A 20732-nucleotide genomic window follows, 5' to 3' on the forward strand; every position below is an offset into this window, starting at 1 on the left:
TACACGCGGTCACCCGGAATAGGGTTCTCGGTCACCGCCCGACCCGACGGACCAGTTCGCTCGACCGATCGCTCTGCGAACGCTCCGCTGCGATCCGAGCCACATCCCGCCGTTCTGTTGGGTCGAAATCACTTCGTTATCAGTACGTGATGTCTGACGCGACGTTCATTACCCCGTCTCAGTACTTTGTTCGTGCCTATGGCGGGAAGATACAACACGTCTGACGGACGACGACAAGACGGCCTCGACGGGCGGAGAATCGATCGCCGTCGGTTCCTCGCTCTCACCGGGACGACGGCCGGCGCACTCGCAGTCGGATCGAACCCGGCAACCGCTGACGCGGAGTACCAGGAGGTCACCGACGTCTCCGGCTTCAGTTGCGACCATCCGCAGTTCACCTGCGGCCAGGAGGTGACCGCCGCGGACGGGATGGTCTCGACGGTCGATCCGATCGCGGGCGGCGTCGCCGCGCGCGTCCTCCGGGAGGGCGGGAACGCGGTCGATGCCGCGATCGCGCTCCAGTACGTCCTGACCGTCACACAACCTCACGGGTCGGGCATCGGCGGCGGCGGGTTCATGGTCGTCTACGACGCCGCGTCCGATTCGGTCGAGATCGTCAACTGCCGCGAACGCGCTTCTCAGGGCGCTGTTCCGGAGATGTTCCTCGACCAGGACGGCGAGGGGCTCCCCTTCGACGACGCGATCCAGACCGGCGAGGCGATGGGCGTCCCCGGCACGGTGATGGGCCTCGAGACGGCCCGCGAACGCTACGGTAGCCGACCGCGCGGGCGGTTGATCACCCCCGCGATCGAACTCGCCCGCGACGGGTTCACCGTCGACTGGTTCCTCGCCGAGCAGATCGCGAACAACACCTGGAAGTTCAACGATGCGGCCCTCGAGACCTTCAGCGACGAGAACGGGAGCCTCTACCGGGAGGGCGACACCATGACGAACCCGGACCTCGCCGAGACCCTGGCACACATCAAGCGCGGCGGGGCCGAGGCGTTCTACGAGGGGCCGATCGCCGAGGACCTCGCGGCGGAGATCCAGCGCCACGCCCGGGAGTCCGAATACGCCGTCGACGAGGACGACCTCTCGGCCTACGACGTGACGCACGAAGAGCCGGTTCGCAAGGAGTGGTACGACGTCGAACTCGTCGGCCAGCCGCTCCCGAGTTCCGGACCGACGGTCGTGGCGATGGTTCTCCGGATGCTCGAGCACCTCGGTATCGACGAGTACGACCTCCGATCGACCGAGCTGTACCACCTCATCGCCGAGGCGACGGTCGTCGCGTGGGGCGACCGCATGGAGTACATGGGTGACCCCGAGTTCGCCGACGTGCCTATCGACGGCCTGCTCTCGGACGAGTACCTGCGAGAGCGCGCGGGGATGATCGAACTGGGATCGTCGGTCATGGAGGACACCGAGGGCTGCTTCGGCGGTGGCGACCCCTGGAAGTACGACACGGGCGGTCACACGACCCACTTCTCGGTCGTCGATCGATGGGGCAACGCCGTCGCCTACACCTCGACCATCGAGCAGTTCATGGGCTCGGGCAAGATGGTGCCCGGCCGCGGCTTCATGATCAACAACGAACTCACGGACTTCGACTTCCAGCCGGGCGGCCCGAACGAGCCGGAGGGGTGGAAGCGCCCGCTGAGCAGCATGAGCCCCACGATGATCCTGAACGACGGACGGCCGGAGTTCACCGCCGGCTCCCCCGGCGGCTGGTCGATCATCTCGACGACCCTGCAGACGATCCTCTACCGCTACGTCTACGGGCTGGACCCGCTCGAAGCAGTGACGGAGCCGAACGTCTACACCCACTGTTACGGCAGCGTCGGCTGGGACGAGGGGGTCCCGACGGAGGCCCGCGAAACCTCCGACGAGTGGGGCCTGAACTGGGACGACCAACCGAGCGTCCTCGGGAACGTCCAGGTCATCGACATCGACGAGGACGAACTCACCGGCGCGGCCGATCCGAACCGCAGCGGTCAGGCCGTCGGCTTCGATCGGCCCGGACGCGGCAGGGGAGCGGGCCGCGGTCGCGACTGAAAGGCCGTCGTCCCGGCCTCACCGGTCTCTCCAGTGACCACGGCCGGCGCGCACGAACGGATTTCCCTCCGGAGAACGTACGTCGATCCGATGGCGTCGTCAACGAACGGGAGCCGGCTTCGGGACTTCTGGTCTTTCTACCGTCGGTACACGGCTACGGCGATCCACACCGCCGCGGCCGCCGCGCTGGCGATCTTCGGTATCCTCGTCTTCGTCGATCCGTGGTTCGCGGCGCTCGCGATCGGGTCGTACGTTCTCCCGCCCGTCGTCCTGTACGTATTCGAGCCCAGTTTCGTGCCCGCGACCGAATCCACGTCGCCGAACGAGTCGGGTCCCGGCGAACCGGAGCGATCTGCCGCCGAACCGGAGCGATCTGCTACCACTCGCACCCACGCGCGCGGCGACGATCGACGGTCGACGAGTGGCGGGACGGGAGACACCGACACCGATTCCGATCGAATCGGTGGGGATACTGACACCGATTCCGATCGGGATGATGGAGATACCGATTCGGACACCGACGGCGGGGACACCGACTCCGACAGCGACGACGGAGATACCGATTCCGACAGTGACGGATGACGGAGACCGATCGAGAACGAGAGCGTTGCTGATGGCCGAGAGCGTGCTCGGCGAGATTCGCCGAGCACGCGATCCGGGGGAGGGTAGGATGCTCCATCAGTTTCACCGCGAGTGAGCCCGCAGGGCGAACGAGCGGGCCGACGACCGATGTGAGCGAACGACTGCAAGGAGTGAGAGAACGGAGGGAGGAGTGCTTTTGATCGAAATTTTACCGAGGGACGTTGCGATCGCGGCTTCGCCGTGATCGCGACAGACCGCAGAGTAAAATTTCGGTTTAGAATCCTTTGCCGAGCAGTTCGCGGGCGATGACGTTCTTCTGGATCTCCGTGGTGCCCTCGTAGATCTGGGTGATCTTGGCGTCGCGGTAGAACCGTTCGACCGGGAAGTCGTTGACGTAGCCGGAGCCGCCGTGGATCTGGACGGCCTCGTCGGCGACGTCGACGGCGACGCGGGAGGCGTACTCCTTGGCCATCGAGGCGAGTTTGGTGATGTCGTTGCCCTGGTCGACGTTCCAGGCGGACTTGTAGGTCAGGTTGCGCGCGGCCTCGGTGTTCGTCGCCATCTCGGCGAGTTTGTGCTGGATCGCCTGGAACTCGCTGATCGACTGGCCGAACTGTTCGCGGTCCTGGGCGTACTCCAGGGCGGCGCGGGTCGCGCCCTTCGCGATCCCGACGCCCTGCGCGGCGACGGCGGTCCGCGTTTCGTCGAAGAACTGCATCTGCTGCATGAACGCGGCGTCGCGGGTGCCGACGAGGTTCTCCTCGGGCACGCGCACGTCGTCGAAGATGAGTTCGGCCGTGTCGGAGGCGCGGATGCCGAGTTTGCCGGTGATCTTGTCGGCCGAGAAGCCGTCGCGATCGGACTCGACGATGATCTGGCTGAAGCCGTTGTAGCGGCCCTCGGCGTCGGGGTTGGTCTTACAGAGGACGACGAAGAAGTCACCGACGGTCCCGTTGGTGATCCACATCTTGGTTCCGTTGATCACCCACTCGTCGCCGTCTTTCTCGGCGCGGGTCGAGACGGACGAGACGTCGGAGCCGGTGTCCGGTTCGGAAATGGCGGCCCCGGAGATCTTCTCGCCCATGGCGACCGGCTCGAGGTACCGTTCCTTCTGGTCTTCGGTGCCGAAGTTCATGATTGCCTCGCAACCGAACGAGGTCGAGACGATCGAGAGCGCGATACCGGGATCGTAGGAGAACAGCTCCTCCGTGATGATCGCGGTGTCGAGGATGGAGTAGCCGGCACCGCCGTACTCCATCGGGATGTACGCGCCCGTCAGGCCCATCTCGGCGGCCTCGTCGACGACGTCGTGGGGGTACTTCTCCTCCTCGTCGTACTCCTCGGCGACGGGTTCGATCTCGTTTTCGGCGAAGCGCTGCACTTCTTCCCGGATTTGCTCCTGTTCTTCGGAGAGCCCGAATTCCATAGACGATCGTTATCATGCCACCGATAAAGTCCTTTGTAACCAGGAGTAAACAGAACTGTAGTTTCCTTTACCGAATAGGGAAACGTTGAAACCGGTGCCGATAGCATACGTGACCATGGAACTGGAAGATATCAACACCATCGCAGTTCTCGGTGCGGGGAACATGGGCCACGGCATCGCGGAAGTCGCCGCCATGGCCGGGTACGACGTGAACCTGCGCGACATCAAAGACGAGTTCGTCCAGAACGGCTACGAGCAGATCGAGTGGTCGCTCAACAAGCTGGCCGAAAACGACCAGCTGAGTCAGGACGAGGCCGACGCCGCGCTCGATCGCGTCACGCCGCTGGTCGACATGGAGGAGGCCTGCGGGAACGCCGACGTCGTCATCGAGGCGGTCCCGGAGAAGATGGAGATCAAGAAGGACGTCTATGGGGAACTCGAGGAGGTCGCGCCCGACGACGCGATCTTCGCGACCAACACGTCCAGTCTCTCGATCACGGAACTGGCCGACGTGACGGAACGTCCGAAGCAGTTCTGTGGCATGCACTTTTTCAACCCGCCGGTGCGGATGCCGCTCGTCGAAGTGATCTCGGGCGCCGAGACCGCCGAGGAGACGCTCGACACGATCGAGGCCCTCGCCGAGGACTTCGGCAAGTCGCCGGTGCGCGTCCACAAGGACTCGCCCGGCTTCATCGTCAACCGCATCCTCGTCCCGCTGATGAACGAGGCCTGCTGGCTCGTGCACAACGACGAGGCCACCATCGCCGAAGTCGACTCCACGACGAAGTACGGTATGGGCCTCCCGATGGGGAGCTTCGAACTCGGCGACCAGGTCGGTAACGACGTCAGCTTCCACGTGCTCGAGTACATGAACGAGGTGCTCGGCGAGGCCTACGAGCCGTGTCCGCTGCTCGAAGAGAAGGTCGAAAACGAGGAACTGGGCAAGAAGACCGGCAAGGGCTTCTACGACTACGAGGACGGGGACGGCGTCGACATCCCCACCGACGAGCAGTCCGACCTCGTCGAGAAGCGCCTGATCGCGTCGATGGCCAACGAGGCCGCCAAGCTGATCGGCAACGACGTCGCCCCGCCGGAGTCGATCGACGAGGCGACGAAGCTCGGTGCCGGCTTCCCCGACGGCCCCGTCAAGGTCGTCGACGAGTTCGGGCTGGAGAACGCGCTCGAAGCCCTCGAGGAGGCCTACGAGGAGACCGGCCACGAGCGCTACGAACCCGCCGACTACCTGCAGGAACGGGCCGACGAGGTCGGCACGTTCTACGACGCCGAGGAGGACGACGACGCTGGCGTCGAGTTCGAGGCGATCCGCGTCGAGTACCCCGGCGAGATGGTCGGCCACGTCGTCATCGATCGGCCACACCGGATGAACACCATCAGCGGCGAACTCCTGGACGAACTGTCCGAGGCGATCGACCTGCTCGAGGACGACGACGACGTCCGCGCGATCCTCATCACCGGCGAGGGTGAGAAGGCCTTCTCCGCCGGTGCCGACGTCCAGAGCATGGCCGCCGGCGGTGCCGACCCGCTCGGGGCCGTCGAACTCTCGAAGAAGGGCCAGGAGACCTTCGGCAAACTCGAAGCGTCGGATCTCCCGGTCGTCGCCGGTATCGATGGCTTCTGTCTCGGCGGCGGGATGGAACTGGCGACGTGTACGGACATCCGCGTCGCGAGCGAGCGCTCCGAGTTCGGACAGCCCGAACTCGACCTCGGCCTGCTCCCCGGCTGGGGCGGCACCCAGCGACTCGCCAACGTCATCGGCGAGGGCCCCGCGAAGGAGATCATCCTCACGGCCGATCGCTACGAGGCCGAGGCGATGGAGCAGTTCGGCTTCGTCAAAGAGGTCGTCGACAACGACGACCTCGAGGACGTGGCGTTCGACCTCGCCGCCGACCTCGCCGGCGGCCCGCCGATCGCGACCAAGTACACGAAGCGCGCGATGCTCGCCGGCCGCCACGACACCGAGGCCGGCCTCGAGTACGAGGCGTCCGCGTTCGGGCAGTTGATGGCGACCGACGACCTGATGGAGGGGATCACCGCCTTCATGGGCGACGGGGATCCGGACTTCCAGGGGAAGTGAGGCGACCGTCGAGAGACGAGCGGTGCGCGGTTCGAAGCGGATCGAGAACCGCGAAAAGCGAACGGCGAAGCCGTAAGCGCAGCGAGTCGTTCGAACGCGAGCGCGATTCGAAGGAAAGTAGGACCGCCCGGCGATCGGTCCGTGCCGATTTTTCGTCCCGGCCGTCGAACCCGACCGGGAGCCGATCGACTCCCGGGCCGCTTGCACGTGTCGCCGATCGGCGGAGGTGTAATATAGTAGAGAGGTGGTCGCGAGATTTATCACAGAGAGGATCCATGTGTGAGCCGTGGCTGTAATCGATGACGAGAATGGAGGGGTCAGCCAATGAGTGACCGGCCGGACATCCTCGTCGTGGACGACGAGGCTCGTCTCGCGGACCTGTTTGCCGCGTGGCTCGGCACTGACTGGACTGTCGAAACGGCCTACGACGGATCGGAAGCCCTCGAGAAGATGGCCGATTCCGTCGACGTCGTCCTGCTCGACCGGCGTATGCCGGGGCTCTCCGGTGACGAGGTTCTGGAGGAGATCCGAGCCAAGGGATACGACTGCCGCGTCGTCATGGTGACGGCGGTCGACCCCGACTTCGACATCATCGAGATGGGGTTCGACGACTACCTCGTCAAGCCCGTCTCGAAGGACGAACTCGTCGCCATGGTGGAGGACGTCGCCGATCGATCGGACTACGAGTCCGACATCCAGGAGTACTACGCGCTCGTCTCGAAGAAGGCGCTGCTCGAGTCCGAGAAAGCGGACCGTGAACTGGCCGAGAACGACGAGTATCTGGAACTGCGCGATCGCGTCGGAGAACTCGAGAAACGGGTCGACGAGACCGTCTCGGGGATGTCCTCCCACGACGACTTCGTCGGCGCGTTCCAGGACCTCCAGACCGAGAATTAGGCCGCGAGTTCGAACTCGAACCGGGCCCCTCCATCCTCGCTTTCGGTCGCCGTGATCGACCAGTCGTGTCCGGTAGCGACCTCCCTGACGATCCAGAGCCCGATTCCGAGCCCTTCCGACGACGAGGAGACCGACGGATCGAACAGTTGACCCTGGAGGTCGTCGGGGAGTCCGCCGCCGTCGTCTTCGACGAAGAAGCCCCGGGCGTCGGCCGGCGCGTCGTCGTCGCCGGCCGACCCCAGCGGGCCGAGGCGGATGGTGACGTCGCTCCCGCCGTGTTCGATGGCGTTGCGGAAACAGTTCTCGAGCAGTCGCAGGAACCGCGATCGATCGGCCTCGAGGACCATCGTCTCCGTAATCGAGAGGGTCGCCTCTTCCGTGGTGACGTGCTCCCACGCCTCGGCGGCCACCGTTTCGAGGTCGACGCGTTCGACGTCCGTCGCCCACTCGCCGTCCCGGGCGATCGCGAGCACGTCCTCGATAATCGACTCCATCCGGTCGAGGCCGTCGCGAACGTTGTCGACGTGCTCGAGCGAACCGGTCTCTTCCAGCAGGTCGAGATAGCCCTGTGAGACGCCCAGCGGGTTCCGCAGGTCGTGGCTCACGATCCGCGCGAACGCATCGAGGCGTTCGTTCTGTTCGCGGAGTTTTCGTTCGCTGCGCTTTCGCTCCGTGACGTCGCGGACGACACCGACGGAGCCGAGGAACGAACCGTCCCGTTCGAGAACGGCGACCTTGACCTCACAGGGGATCGTCGATCCGGCCTTGGTCTCGAGTGCGACCTCGATGGCCGCCGTACTCTCCCGGCCGTCGAGAAGCCGCCGAACGATCGCTTTACCGGCCTCGACGTCGTCCCGATCGAAGACGATCGAGACGTGTTCGCCCAGCAGTCCCTCGCGGCTGTAGCCGGTCATCTCGACGAGCGCGTCGTTGACGGTCATGAAGTGCCCCGTATCGTCGACGACGTACATCCCGTCGCCCGCCGTCTCGACGAGGCGCTCGTACCGGTGGAGCGTCCGTTCCTGCTGGTCGAGTCGCCCGCGAATCGCGATCGACTCGAGCACGTGCGAGGCCGTGTCGGCGACCGACGCGATCGCGTCCCGTTCGTGCCCGGAGAGCCGGTCGGGTGCGTAGACGACGAACACCCCGTAGAACTCGTCCGCCGAGGAAAGCGGTGCGACGGCGACGCTCTCGACGTCGCGGTCGACCGCGTGATCGCCGAACGGGACGGCATCTGCCCTGCTGGCGACGGGCGAGAGGACCTGCAACTCCTGGGAGTGCATCGTCCGTTCGAGGAGCGGGTTGTCGCCGTCGCCGATGCCGAACGTCCGTTGCATCGGCCACTCCATCGCCCGCGGGTCGGTCAGCCACGGGACGACCTCCCGTTCGCCGCGATCGTACTCGCCGACCCACGCGAACGTGAACCGATCGCCGTCGGTGAACTCCTCGCGGAGGACCCGTTCGACGGCCACCGGCGAGGTGACGTCCACGAGTCGCCGTCGCACGGCCCCGACGATCGCGTCGAGGTCCGGGGCACCGGTCCCGTCGACCTCGTCCGCGCCGGTCCGGGCGGGCGGCGCGTCGTCCGCCTCGGTCCCGATCCGCTCGGTCACCGCGGCCGCCAGCCGTTCCGTCGAATCGGTTTCGTCGGCCCGCGCGACCACCTCGGCCAGCACGTCGACGGACTCGTCGGCGTCCTCGCCCCAGTGGACGAACGTCGGCGTCTCCGGCGCGGTGGACTCGACTGCGTCGACGAGTGCCGAGAGGTCGTCGATCGATCGCGCGTCGACGACGATCGCGTCGATCGACTCCGCCTGGAGCCGGTCGACGGCCGCGGACGCATTCTGGGCGATGACGACGTTGACCGGCGTGTCGGTCAGGGCGAGCGTGATGGACGCACGCGTCGAGCGATCGCTGCTCACACAGAGGACGCGTGGCCGGTTCACGTGGGTTGGATTCGCGATAGCGTGACACCTCCGCCGCGACAGGTCTGGTCTACCTGCACGAATGGCTGGTGAACTGATAAAGTCTGCGAGCGTATACCTCCGTCTTCAGGCGGGGGTCAAGCGGACTGTTCTTTCGACCGAACCGTTCGGCCGATCGCGAAAGCCGGGGCCGTCGCTACCAGTACTGTCGGATCGACCGCCGGTTGGGGACCGAGGCCGCTCACATCGCCTGGCCGTAGACGAGGTTGCGCTGGACCTCGTTCGCCCCCTCGTAGATGACCGGGATCCGTGCGTCCCGGTAAACCCGGGCGATGCGGCGTTCGTCGAGGATCGATCGGCCGCCGTGGAACTGCATCCCCTGTTCGGAGACCTCGACTGCCGTCTCGGTCGCCTTGGTCTTGGCCATCGCCGCCCAGTAGCCCGCGTTCTGTCCTTCGCGAACCTTCTCGCAGGCACGCCACGTGAGCGCCCGGGCGCTCTCGAACTCGATGAGCATGTCCGCGAGGCCGTGCTGGACCGCCTGGAACTCGTTGATCGTCCGGCCGAACTCCTCGCGGTCGTGCGTGAACTCCCAGGCCGCCTCGATCGCAGCCGCGGCGAGACCGAGGCCGTGGCCGGCGACGACGACGCGGCCGTGGTTGAAGAAGTCCGCGAGCATCATGAACCCGGCTCCCTCGTGGCCGATCAGGTTCTCCTCGGGAATCCGGCAGTCGTCCAGGGTGATGTGGGCCTGCTTCGATGCGCGCATCGCCATCTTCTCGGGGATGTGTTCGGCCTCGTAGCCGTCGGTGTCGGTCGGGACGATGAACATCGAGTGGTTCCCGTACCGGTTGTCCTCGTCGTCGCCCGTCCGCGCGTAGAGGGTCACCCAGTCCGCCTCGACGCCGTTGCCGATCCAGTACTTCTCGCCGTCGAGCACGTACTCGTCGCCGTCTTTCTCCGCGCGGGTCTGCATCCCCGCGAGGTCGCTGCCCGTCTCCGGCTCCGAGACGGCCAGCCCCGAGAGTTGTTCGCCCTCGGCGACCGGCCGGATGTACTCCTCGCACTGCTCGTCGGAGCCGTACTCGTAGGTGATCTCGCAGCCGAAACTCGCGAGCTGGAGCGTCAGCGCGATGCCGGCGTCGGCCCGGTAGAACTCCTCGGTGAGCGCGAGCAACTGCGGCAGGTCCAGCCCCCGGCCACCCCACTCCTCGGGGATGTCCTGTGCGACCAGGTTGGCCTCCTGGCCCGCTTCGAGAATCTCGTGGGGGTACTCGCCCGCCTGGAAGTACTCCTGGGCGTTGGGTTCGATGTGTTCCTGGGCAAAGTCGCGGGCCTCTTCCTTGACGTCGCGGGCGTGCTCCGGGACGATGCTGTCGTCGAGCAGGTCCATGTCCCGTCATCCATGGCAACACGCAAAAGGGCGAGGGGCAACGATGCAAGGTCGTCACGTCGCGGCTATCCGATCGCCGACCCGATCGGGCGCTCACCGCATGGCCCGGACGAGTTCGTCGGCCGACACGTCCGCGTACCGATCGAGCCGCCAGATATCCCACGCCAGGTCGCTGACGAAGTGAACGTAGAGGACGGCCGCGGTCAGGACGGCGAGCGGGACGCTCACTACGGAGAGTAGCGGGACGAAGACTCCGGCGATCACGAGGTGGCTCAGGAGCCGCGAGAGGACGCCGACGTCACCCCGATCGAAGATCCGGCGCTGGTCGGCGACGGCGGCGGCAGGGTTCGAGCAACAGAATCGGACGGCGTCCCAGGTCCCGGTCTTGAGTCGCGCGATGAGAAAGTGGTCGAGATCGACGAGGACGCCGACGGCGGTCCCGTAGGCGACGACGAGTGCAATCGGCAGGGAGACGCCGGCGATGGAGACCGGCGGGAGCGCGTACGCGACGAGCAGGGCGACGACGAACGAGACGGCCGCGTGGTGTTTCGAGTACATCGCAGTCCCTGTCGGCGACGACGACGCCGAGTCACTAAATCGTCCCGACGGCCTCGTACGGTCTGTTGTGATTCGTTACAACGATCCGTATCAACCGGCGAATCCCGAGAGGAGCCACTCGTCGCCGTCGCCGTCCTCGTCCGCGATGCTGGGGGCACTGACGAGCACGAACGCGCTCTCCCGATCGCCGTTACGGATCTGGCGGGTGGACTCGGGTGGGAGCCACAGCGCGTCTCCGGTCTCCATCGCCACGGGATCGTCGTCGACGACCACCTCCGCCTCGCCCTCGATCAGCACGTAGACCTCCTCGTGGTCGTTGTCCGTGTGGTCGTGTGGTTTGCTCTTCCAGCCGGGGTCGCAGCGGGCTACCGTTACCCCGACCTGTTCGGTCTCCAGCGGATCGCTGAGAAAGTGCATCGCGCTCGAGACCTGATCGACCTCCTCGTAGTTGACCTTCCGGTAGGACATGTGCAGTACTTCGACGGGACACCAGTAAAACGATACTGGTGTCTGTAACCCGACGGACGGGTTTCGGGGGGCCCCCGTCTAGGTCTCCTGGGCGATCGGGTCGAACTCGTCGACGGGGATCACGGAGTAATCGACGGTCAGTGCGTCCCTCGTCGCCCGGATCTTCCCGACGAACGTCGAGATGTCCTCGAGTTCGCCCTCGAGCACGAACAGTTCCATACAGTAGTGGTCGCCGACGTGGCTGTGGAAGTTCGACGCGACCAGGTCCTCGTGTTCGTGACGGAGGTGCATCATTCGCTCTTCGACGCTCGTGGTCTCGTAGTCGAAGAGGACGGTAACGATTCCCATCAGGTCCCGGTCCTCGAGTCTCGTCTCCTCGAACTCGCCGAGCAGGTTCCGCGAGGCTTCCCTGACGACCTCGCTTCGGCCGGTGTAGCCGTGTTCGTCGGCGAACTGGTCGAGTCGTTCGAGGAGTTCGTCGGGCATCGAGACGCTGACGACTGCCATGTAATAATCCAGCCGTCGTAATCTATTAAGGTTTATCATCCCACTCCTGTCGAGCGTCGGCGATCGGATCACGGCCGACGACGACGGCCGCGTCGGTGTGACAGCCGACCCCACAAGTTTTGCGGACTCGGCCACATCGATACCCATGTACCTTCCACACCGTACGTGGCCCGAGCTATCGGGGTACTTCACCGACGAATCGCTCGCCGTCGTCCCGATCGGCTCGACCGAACAGCACGGCCCGCACCTGCCCGAAGGCACCGATCACCTGATCGCCGAGGCGCTCGCACGCGAAGCGACCGACCGGACCGGCTTCCTGTGTACCCCGCCGCTCCGGATCGGCGCCAGTTCGCACCACCGGCAGTTCCCCGGCACGATGTGGGTCGATGCGCCGGTCTTTCGGGACTTCGTCGAGAGTTTCTCGCGGAACCTCACCGACCACGGGATCGATCGTATCGTCTACGTCAACGCCCACGGGGGCAACGTCGCCCACCTCCAGGAGGTCGGCCGCCGGCTTCACGAGGACGAGACGGCGTACGCGATCGAGTGGATGTGGGACGAGTCGATCCCCGAACTCATCGAGGAGGTTTTCGAGACCCCCGGCCCCCACGGCGGGCCGAAGGAAACGGCCATGATCATGCACATCGCCGGGGAACTCGTCCGGACGGATCGACTCGAGGACGCCCGCGACGGCGGCGCGACCTTCGACTACGACGCCGCGCTGGTCCACGGCGCGCGCACGTTCTACGATTCGATCGAGAACAGTCCGAACGGCGTCTTCGGCGACCAGACCGACGCGACGCCCGAAATCGGCGAACGCCTGTTCGAGGCCGCGACGGAGCAACTCGTCGCCCTCCTCGAGTGGCTCGACGACCAGCCGAGGGAGCTACTCCTCCCGGAACCGTACGTGGAATCACGGCCTGGCGACGACTGATAGCTCCGCTCCCGGCAGTTGCAGGCGCGATCGGACTAATCGATCGTTACGGAGGCTATCGCTCGAACTGGATTCTGCCCGTTCACATCGACTCGACTCCCGTCCATCTACCCGTCCAGACCGGCGCCGTTCCCAGATTTACGGCTTCAGTTGGATCGATTCCCCCGATCGACGCCCGCGACGACCGACGAGCGTCCGACGTTTCGCCGATCGGTCATGAATGAAACTCGGTAGATACCCGCTCGCGTCGCGTCCCGACGGCGACCGCGCCACACCGGACTGACCTTGCCGGAGTGCGACGGCGAACCCAATTATCGGTTATCGCTAGCGGGAACGGTGCTCGTCGTGCCGTCCGGTCGCTTCGCGCGAGTCAGTTACGCTGACGGAGTCACCGATCCGTCACGGTCCGTACGTCGCACAATTCGGAGTAACAGACACTTCAATAGCGGCGTCGTCTTCGGCGACGACTGGTTGGTTTCACGATAGATCGATAGGCACTCAATTACAAAGGACGGCCGGTGGCAACGCCAATCGCGCATGCTACAGCCACATCCCGCTCAAGCGCAGGTCCCCGAATGGCTTCAGGACCCCGTCGCCGAACTGGTGACGTTCCTGCCGCGCCTCGTCGGCGCGCTCGTGATCCTCCTCGTCGGCTGGATCCTCGGGCGCGTCGCTGCGGGCGTCGTCAGACGACTCGCCGACGGTATCGAACTCGATCGAATGGTCCTCGAGACGCCGCTCGGCCGCATCCTCGGGGGCACCGAACGGGCGGTGTCGAGCGCGTTCGGGTCGCTCGCGAAGTGGTTCGTCTACGGCCTCGCGATTCTCGCGGCCGCGAACGCCCTCGCAATCGCGACGCTGTCGGAGTGGATCTCGACGGCCGTCGCGTACCTGCCGGCGTTCATCGCCGGCCTGCTCGTCATCGTCATCGGCTTCGTCGTCGCCGACTTCATCGGTGACGTCATCGAGCGAACGCGGGCGGCGACGGAATCCGCCTACGCCAGCTGGTTCGCCAACGGCGCCCGGATGTTCCTTTACTTCACGGCGATCGTCATCGGCCTCGACACGATGGGGATCGACGTGGGGATCCTCTACGTCTTCGCGCGAGCGCTCGCGTGGGGGCTCGCCGCGGCCGTCGCCATCGGTGCCGGCGTCGCGTTCGGCTGGGGCGGCAAGGACTACGTCGCCGACAACATCGATCGCTGGATGGGACGCACCGCGAGTGTGACGCCAGACGAAGGTTCCGGTAGCGGCGGACGATCGGGATCGACCGAGCGTTCCCGCAGCAGCCAGTCGCGCGGCACCGACCGCGAACCCGGCTCCGAACCCGGCCCCGGTCCGAGCGACGACGACGACTGATCCGCGCAGTACGGGTTACTCCGCGGCCGACCGAACCCGCGGCGCTTTTTCGGACGACTCGTGGGGAAAGAGCGGCTTGACCGGGACGATCACGAACGACTTGACGAGTCGATCGCCGCCCGGTCGCCACTTCTCGAGCCGTGCGACCGTGTGGGTCTCGGCATAATAGTCCTCGATCCGCGCGACGGCGCGTTCGAAGGCGTCCCTGTCGAACTGGGCGGCCGAAACGCGATCGCTGACGACCGCGATCCCGTTCGTGCGTGCGTACACGTCGAGTCGCCCCTCGAAAACGTGCTCCAGGTCCTCGATGCAGTCGTGAACGTCGCCGACCCCCGACTGCTCGCCGTCGGTCGGGAACGAGACGTACGCCTGGTACCGATCGGGCCGTTCCGTGACGTGTCGTTTCCAGCGTCGCTTCGCGGCCGCCAGCACGCCGCGACCCGGAAGCCGGGAGGTGACGTCACCTCCCGAGGGGATCGCTCGCCGGGCGCGCGCCAGCATCCGCATCGCCATCTCCTGGATCGCGTTCCACATTCGTGTTTACCGTCGTCTCGTCCGCACCGGTAATACGTCCTTTGTTGTCGTCTCCGCGCGAGCGACCGAGCGGAGCAGGGTTCGTCGCCGACAGTCCGGGAGGGTTTTGTAGACCGACCCGCAACCCCCTCAGCAGGCATGACTCGCCCGTTTTCGGTCCCGGGATCGGCGCAACTCGTCGGTTCCGTCGCCCTCGTCGCCGTCGGCGTCGCGGTTAATACTGGCTTGAACTCGCCATACCGGATGGTCCCGGCCCTGCTGTTGCTAGCCGCCGGCGTCGCCGGCGTGGCCACCGCCGCCCGCGACTACTCCCCCGATCGACTCCGTCTCGCGACGGGACGCTGGTGGACCCTCGCGTTCGTCGCCTTCCTGCCGTACGGACTCGTGATGGCCCCCGGGAACGACTCGGCCGCGGCCGTCGCCGACGTCCTCGCCGGACCGGTCGCCGCGATCGTCCTCGAGTCGATCGCCGGCGCCGTGATCTGCTGTGCCGTGGCGATAACGATCCTGTACGGCTTCGCCACGTACGGCATCCACCCGGGACGTCCCACGCCCGAGGAACGCGTTCTCGAGGACTGATCGCCGGTCGTGGCGGCCCAACAGGTATTTGTACGATGGCACACTCTTCCCAGCAAAACGGTGCCTGACGTGATCCAGACAGTACCTCGGTCGGATCGGTTCCTGCTCGCCGTTTCGTTCGCCTCGTTCGCCGTCGCCGGCGTCTCGACCGGTCCGGACGACGCGCTCGCGCCGACGCTCGGCGCGACCGCACTCGCCGTCGCAGGCGTCTACGCACTCGCTAGGTACGCCGGCGCGGTGTCCCGACGGACCCTCGCACTCGCCGCGCTCGGCTACTGGCTGGCCTTCCTCGCGATCGCCCCGCTTCACGCCGTCGGACTGGAAACCCTCGGCTCGATCGTCTACGGGCCGTCCGAGGCGATCGTCCTCGCCGTCACCGCCGTCACGTGGGCGACGTTGCTGTCGGCCTGCGGGACGACCGCGTTTCTCGGGTTCCGGGAGTACGGTTCCCGGGCCGCGATCGACGCCCCGGAAGAACAGGTTCTCGACGGCGATACGCCCTCTGACTACTGATTCCTCCCGACGACTGGCGGCGCTCACTCGACCCGGTAACTCACCGCGATTCCTTCGCCGAGCGGCAACACGATCGTCTCGAAGGCCGGATCGCCCGTCACGCGCTCGAGGTAGTCGGCGATCCCCTGCGTGTGGTCGTTCACGTCGTCGGGCGCTCCGCCCTCGGCCAGGTCCAGCAGTTTTTCGAACTCGATCGGACCGGCCGTGATCGCGTTGTCCGCGACGACGACCCCGCCGACCGGGACCTTCGACCGGATCGCCTCGAAGGCGTCGGCGTAGCGGTGTTTCTGGTGGTCGATCAGGACGACCTCGAACGGCCCCTCGTAGCGCTCGATCGCGTCCATCGCGTCCCCGAGTTCGTACCGGGCGCGATCGTCGTACCCGCCCTGCCGCATGTACTCGCGGGCGAGGTCGAGTTCGTCCTCGTCGACCTCCGTGAGGACGATGTCGCCGTCCTCGGGGAGCGTGTCGGCGAACCAGTACGCCGAGTAGCCGTAGCCGGAGCCGAACTCGAAGATCCGCTCGGCCTCGGCCAGTCGTGCGACGAACCGGAGGAACGCGCCGACCTCGGGGCCGACGTGGGGGAACCCCTCCCGTTCGGCGTACTCGTCCATCTCGCGGAGCGTCTCGTCCGGCTCCGGACCGATCGCGCGAACGAACCGGGTGATCTCAGGCGTGAGTACCTCGACCATACGGGACCGTCGGACGCGGACTACATAGCGTTCCGGGAGGCAGACGTATTTGAGGCCTGCTCTGGAACCGCAGGGCATGGACGACGACCTCCTCGACGAGACGATCGACCGCGTCGCCGACCGGTACGGGATGGCGGTCGCCGACGACGACCGTCCGTCCCACCGCGAGACGATCCGGACGCTCGCGGCGACCGCCGAGGCGTTCGAGGTGGAGCCACCGGCCAGCGACGAACCGACCGACGTGCGGGCGGGTGAGGACCCGTACAACGCGTTCCGGCGGGAGTTCGACCTCCCGCCGACCGCGACGGACGGCCCGCTCGCAGGGCTCGACATCGCGGTCAAGGAGAACACGGTCGTCGCCGGCGTCGAGACGACGTGTGGGTCGCCCGGCTTCTCCTACACGCCACCCTACAGCGCGACGGTCGTCGAACGACTCCGGGCCGGCGGCGCGTCGATCGTCGGGACGACGAACATGGACGAGTTCGCCTACTTCACGACCGGCGAGACTTGCGCCCACGGGCGGGTCGAGAACCCCGCCGCCGACGGTTGTGTCCCGGGTGGCTCCTCGAGCGGGAGCGGCGCGGCGGTCGCCGGCGGGCTGGTCGACGCCGCGCTCGGGACCGACACCGCCGGCTCGATCCGTATCCCCGCCTCGTTCTGCGGCGTGGTCGGGATCAAACCGACCCACCGGCTCGTCTCCCGGTTCGGCGTCGTCGACCTGTCGCCGTCGCTCGATCACGTCGGCCCGCTCGCGACCGACGTCGAGACTGCGGCGACCGCCCTCGACGCGATCGCCGGGCCGGACATCGCGGATCCGTCGACCCACGCCACGCCGGCCGGACACGCCAGATCGCCGTTCCCGGCGGCGCTCGACGCGGGCGTCGACGGGCTGACCCTCGGGGTCGTCGAGGAGTCGATGGCACTCGCGACGGACGACGTCCGCGACGCGATCGAGGCGACCCTCGACGACCTCGCGGCGGCCGGCGCGACGATCGATCGGGTCTCGATCGAGGGCTACGATCTCGTCGGCGCGGCGGTTGGAACGCTCATCGGGGCCGAGTTCGCCGCGTTCGTCGCCGACCGTGGCGTCCAGTACGGGCTGGGAACGGGGACGACGAAGTGCCTCCACGACGCGATCGCCGAGGCGACCGACGACTGCGAGTTCGGCGAGAACGTCCGCGAACAGTTGCTCTACAACGGCACGCTCAACGAGGCGCTCGGGGGCCGACACTACGTGGCGGCCGCGGATTTCCGGCGACGGTTCACGGCGACCGTTCGCGAGCAGTTCCTGGACGTCGACGCGCTGGTGACCCCGACGACGCCCACGACGGCACCCGCGTTCGGCGCGGTACAGGGGATGGACGGATTGTTGCGAACGATGGCCAACACCGCGCCGTTCAACCTGACCGGGTCGCCGGCCGTCTCGGTACCGTGTGGCGGATCCGGCGCCGACGCCGACGGCGGCGATCCGATCGGGATCCAGTTCGTCACCGACTGGCACGACGAGGCGACGGCGCTCCGGATCGCACGAACCGTCGAGACCCGCTAGGATGGCCGTGTAAGGGGACCTGACAGTCACGGTGCCATAATACCCTTTACCGTTCGTTCGAAGGTAGACGTGTGAGTCGCTGGGTTCACGTGTTCCTGTTCGGTGTGACGGCGCTCGCCTGCCTTGGCATCGCCGAATGGGTACGGCGACGGGCCGACGGCCGGGCAGGGACCGCGATGATCGCGTTGCTCGTGCTCGACGCGGGGTGGACGGGCGCGATCGCGCTCCAGCTGGCGTCCACCTCGATGCGGTGGCAGACGGTCTGGTTCTACGCGTGGCAGCCGATCGCCTTCGCCACTCCCGTCGTCTGGTTCGTCTTCACGCTACTCTACACGGGCCGCGATCACTGGCTCACGCGGCCCGTCCTCGCCGTGCTCGGGCTGACGACCGTCGGCCCGACGGCGATCCTGGTGACCGATCGGTACCAAGGTGCGATCGGCTGGGGTCCGCAGTGGATCACGGAGCCGTTTCCGCACCTCGCCGGCACGGTCACGCCCGAGTACGCGCTCTTGCTGGTGTTTCTGTACTGCTATCTCTTCGGCGGACTGGTTCTCACCGGACTGTTGGTCGTCCGATCGCGCAACGTCTCGCGGGCACAGAGTGCGGCGCTACTGGTCGGTGCCCTCGTTCCCATCGTGATCAACGCCGCGAGGTACACCGGCCTGCTCCCCGCGCCGGGAGTCGAGTACACGGCGCTCGGGGCCGGGCCGTTCGGCGCCGCAGTCGCCTGGGCGCTGTTCAACAGCCGCCTGTTCGCCGTCGCGCCCCTCGCGCGTGACGCGGCGCTCGAGGTCGTCGGGGACGGCATCGTGCTCGTCGACGAATCGTTGGCCGTCGTCGACTACAACGCCCAGGCGAGCGCCCTCCTACCGGGGCTGGCCTCGACCGATGACGAATCCCTCGGCGACGTCTGTCCCGACGTCGTCGACGAGTCGGGCGCGTTTCGCTCCGACGTCACGGTTCGACGAGACGGGACTGAACGACGACTCGTCGTCGAGGAGACCCCGATCGAGCGTGGCGGACGGCGGTACGGGTTCGTCGTCGTCGTCCGGGACGTAACGGAACTCGAATCGTACGCCCGGGAACTCGAGGCGAAGACCGAGCGACTGGAACAGTTCGCCAGCCTGGTGTCACACGACCTCCGCAATCCGGTCGCGGTCGCCCGCGGCTACGTGGAACTCGCGATCGAAACCGACGACGTCTCCCACCTCGAAGATTCGATCGAGGCACTCAATCGGATCGACGAGACGATCGAGGTCCTGCTGACCATCGCCCGGGAGGGAACCGCCGCCGAAGACCTCGAACCGATCGCCCTCGAGAGCGCGGTCAGGGCGGCCTGGGAGACGTCCGACACCGGGAACGCGTCGCTGTCGATCGACCTGGAGGCCGAGCGCGTACTGGCCGATCGGCCCCTCCTCACGGAGATCCTGGAGAACCTGTTTCGGAACAGCGTGGATCACGGATCCACGAGCAGTCGGCCGAAGGCCGACGACAGTGTCGACCACGGGTCGACAAGCAGTCAGCGCGGTTCCCGCGCTGACAACAGCGTGGATCACGGATCCACGAGCAGTCGGCCGAAGGCCGACGACAGTGTCGACCACGGGTCGACAAGCAGTCAGCGCGCTTCCCGCGCTGACAACAGCGTGGATCACGGATCCACGAGCCCTCGTTCGCAGGCTCACGAGGACAGCGTGGATCACGAATCGTCGAACGAGCCGATCGACGACGCGGGAACTGACGCGAACCGCGGCAGGGGAATCACGGTCCGCGTCGGCTCGCTCGCTGACGGCTTCTACGTCGAGGACGACGGCCCCGGCATTCCGCCCGACAGGCGTGAGGAGGTCTTCGACTACGGGTTCACGACCGACAGCGACGGGACCGGGTTCGGGCTGGCGATCGTCGACAGCCTCGCCGCGAGCCACGGCTGGGAGGTCTCGGTGACCGACGGCTCACGCGGCGGTGCCCGGTTCGAGTTCCGCGGCGTCGAAGTGCCGGACGTCCACGAGGCCTGACGTCCGCCCGGCGGCGACCGGCGTGGGTGGTCACGATTCGGCGTCCGATCCGGGAGACGACGAGGGGCGCGCCGGTACGGTATCCTTTTTGCCGTTCCGGATCGTCATTCCACCCGATATGTCCGCCGAGAACCCGCTCGCCGACAGCGTCGACAACCTGGTGTACGAACCGGTACAGGTGCACGAAGGGGGAATCGATCTGACGGTCAGCGCGATCTACGAGGTCGCCGACCCCGGTCGCATCGACTTCGGCGGCGACGAACTCGAGGACGCCGACCTCGAACCGGTCCCGACCGACCTTCGCGATCCGGACGACGACTACGGCTGGTGGGACCTCGATGGCGGCCAGTACGTCGTCCAGCACAACGAGTTCCTCACCGATCCCGATCGGCCGTTGCTCCTCCAGCCGCGGAACGAACTCCTCGCCCGCGGGGGGTCTCACCCCACCGTCCAGGTCGCGTCGCATCTCCCCCTGATTCCGCTCACCGTCCCGGACGGCGGCCTCGAACTCAAGGAGAACGCGCGCGTCTCGACGCTCGTTCCGATCGGACCCGGACGGGACTGATCGATCGCCGGGATTGCAACGGCGATCGAACCCGCGGTCCGCCGTTCGAACACGAATCGCGGTCGAGAAGGACCCGCGTTTGCCGTCAG

General features: G+C 66.6%; 19 protein-coding genes. 11 read left to right on the forward strand and 8 right to left on the reverse strand.

What is annotated here, in order from left to right; translation table 11 throughout:
- Positions 1-198: 198 nt before the first annotated feature.
- Both ggt and MUN73_RS00780 read left to right on the forward strand, forming a co-directional pair.
- Positions 199-2055 carry a gamma-glutamyltransferase gene (gene ggt, locus MUN73_RS00775; RefSeq protein WP_250138548.1) on the forward strand — a complete coding sequence of 619 codons (1857 nt, stop codon included), beginning with the start codon at positions 199-201 and terminating at the stop codon, positions 2053-2055.
- A gap of 90 nt (positions 2056-2145) precedes the next feature.
- Positions 2146-2637: a hypothetical protein gene (locus tag MUN73_RS00780; protein ID WP_250138549.1), complete on the forward strand. Its 492-nt coding sequence runs from the start codon at positions 2146-2148 to the stop codon at positions 2635-2637.
- A 274-nt stretch (positions 2638-2911) separates the two neighbouring features.
- On the opposite strand, the gene MUN73_RS00785 is transcribed toward MUN73_RS00780, so the two are convergent.
- Entirely contained in the window at positions 2912-4063 is a 1152-nt protein-coding gene (locus MUN73_RS00785; RefSeq protein WP_250138550.1) for an acyl-CoA dehydrogenase family protein, read from the reverse strand.
- A 115-nt stretch (positions 4064-4178) separates the two neighbouring features.
- On the opposite strand from MUN73_RS00785, the gene MUN73_RS00790 reads away from it, so the two are divergent.
- The gene (locus tag MUN73_RS00790) at positions 4179-6158 is read left to right on the forward strand and encodes a 3-hydroxyacyl-CoA dehydrogenase/enoyl-CoA hydratase family protein (protein ID WP_250138551.1); all 1980 of its coding nucleotides are present in this window, start codon (positions 4179-4181) and stop codon (positions 6156-6158) included.
- A 324-nt stretch (positions 6159-6482) separates the two neighbouring features.
- Positions 6483-7055 (forward strand): HalX domain-containing protein, encoded by a 573-nt coding sequence (locus tag MUN73_RS00795; RefSeq protein ID WP_250138552.1) that lies wholly within the window; start codon positions 6483-6485, stop codon positions 7053-7055.
- Here the strand turns inward: MUN73_RS00795 and MUN73_RS00800 are convergent.
- The 5 genes from MUN73_RS00800 to nikR form a co-directional block, all read right to left on the reverse strand.
- The gene (locus tag MUN73_RS00800) at positions 7052-9001 is read right to left on the reverse strand and encodes a PAS domain S-box protein (protein WP_250138553.1); all 1950 of its coding nucleotides are present in this window, start codon (positions 8999-9001) and stop codon (positions 7052-7054) included. The genes MUN73_RS00795 and MUN73_RS00800 overlap by 4 nt on opposite strands.
- A gap of 220 nt (positions 9002-9221) precedes the next feature.
- Positions 9222-10373 (reverse strand): acyl-CoA dehydrogenase family protein, encoded by a 1152-nt coding sequence (locus tag MUN73_RS00805; RefSeq protein WP_250138554.1) that lies wholly within the window; start codon positions 10371-10373, stop codon positions 9222-9224.
- A 93-nt stretch (positions 10374-10466) separates the two neighbouring features.
- Entirely contained in the window at positions 10467-10931 is a 465-nt protein-coding gene (locus tag MUN73_RS00810; protein WP_250138555.1) for a hypothetical protein, read from the reverse strand.
- A gap of 90 nt (positions 10932-11021) precedes the next feature.
- A complete protein-coding gene (locus MUN73_RS00815; protein ID WP_250138556.1) occupies positions 11022-11399 on the reverse strand; it encodes a cupin domain-containing protein in 378 nt (125 codons plus the stop codon).
- Positions 11400-11477: 78 nt separating this feature from the next.
- Positions 11478-11906: a nickel-responsive transcriptional regulator NikR gene (nikR, locus tag MUN73_RS00820; protein WP_250138557.1), complete on the reverse strand. Its 429-nt coding sequence runs from the start codon at positions 11904-11906 to the stop codon at positions 11478-11480.
- 145 nt (positions 11907-12051) lie between these two features.
- Here nikR and MUN73_RS00825 point away from each other — a divergent pair, with 145 nt between their 5' ends.
- Together MUN73_RS00825 and MUN73_RS00830 are read left to right on the forward strand one after the other, a co-directional pair.
- Positions 12052-12840, forward strand: a complete 789-nt coding sequence (locus MUN73_RS00825; RefSeq protein ID WP_250138558.1) for a creatininase family protein — start codon at positions 12052-12054, stop codon at positions 12838-12840.
- A 537-nt stretch (positions 12841-13377) separates the two neighbouring features.
- Positions 13378-14199: a mechanosensitive ion channel family protein gene (locus tag MUN73_RS00830; RefSeq protein ID WP_250138559.1), complete on the forward strand. Its 822-nt coding sequence runs from the start codon at positions 13378-13380 to the stop codon at positions 14197-14199.
- Between the two features lie 15 nt (positions 14200-14214).
- Here MUN73_RS00830 and MUN73_RS00835 read toward each other — a convergent pair whose 3' ends face one another.
- Positions 14215-14733: a hypothetical protein gene (locus MUN73_RS00835; RefSeq protein ID WP_250138560.1), complete on the reverse strand. Its 519-nt coding sequence runs from the start codon at positions 14731-14733 to the stop codon at positions 14215-14217.
- Between the two features lie 138 nt (positions 14734-14871).
- On the opposite strand from MUN73_RS00835, the gene MUN73_RS00840 reads away from it, so the two are divergent.
- The gene (locus tag MUN73_RS00840; protein ID WP_250138561.1) at positions 14872-15312 is read left to right on the forward strand and encodes a DUF1467 domain-containing protein; all 441 of its coding nucleotides are present in this window, start codon (positions 14872-14874) and stop codon (positions 15310-15312) included.
- 60 nt (positions 15313-15372) lie between these two features.
- On the forward strand, positions 15373-15825 hold the full coding sequence (locus MUN73_RS00845; protein WP_250138562.1) for a hypothetical protein: 453 nt from the start codon (positions 15373-15375) through the stop codon (positions 15823-15825).
- A 23-nt stretch (positions 15826-15848) separates the two neighbouring features.
- Here the strand turns inward: MUN73_RS00845 and MUN73_RS00850 are convergent, their stop codons facing one another.
- The gene (locus MUN73_RS00850) at positions 15849-16517 is read right to left on the reverse strand and encodes an O-methyltransferase (RefSeq protein ID WP_250138563.1); all 669 of its coding nucleotides are present in this window, start codon (positions 16515-16517) and stop codon (positions 15849-15851) included.
- Positions 16518-16593: 76 nt separating this feature from the next.
- On the opposite strand from MUN73_RS00850, the gene MUN73_RS00855 reads away from it, so the two are divergent.
- From MUN73_RS00855 to MUN73_RS00870, 3 genes are all read left to right on the forward strand, one after another.
- Complete coding sequence (locus MUN73_RS00855; protein ID WP_250138564.1) at positions 16594-18066, forward strand: amidase; 1473 nt, start codon at positions 16594-16596, stop codon at positions 18064-18066.
- A gap of 71 nt (positions 18067-18137) precedes the next feature.
- Positions 18138-20078 carry a sensor histidine kinase gene (locus MUN73_RS22665; protein WP_321575751.1) on the forward strand — a complete coding sequence of 647 codons (1941 nt, stop codon included), beginning with the start codon at positions 18138-18140 and terminating at the stop codon, positions 20076-20078.
- Positions 20079-20196: 118 nt separating this feature from the next.
- Positions 20197-20643, forward strand: a complete 447-nt coding sequence (locus tag MUN73_RS00870) for a dCTP deaminase/dUTPase family protein (RefSeq protein WP_250138565.1) — start codon at positions 20197-20199, stop codon at positions 20641-20643.
- Positions 20644-20732 lie beyond the last annotated feature (89 nt).

The organism is Halosolutus amylolyticus (assembly GCF_023566055.1).
Lineage (GTDB): Archaea > Halobacteriota > Halobacteria > Halobacteriales > Natrialbaceae > Halosolutus > Halosolutus amylolyticus.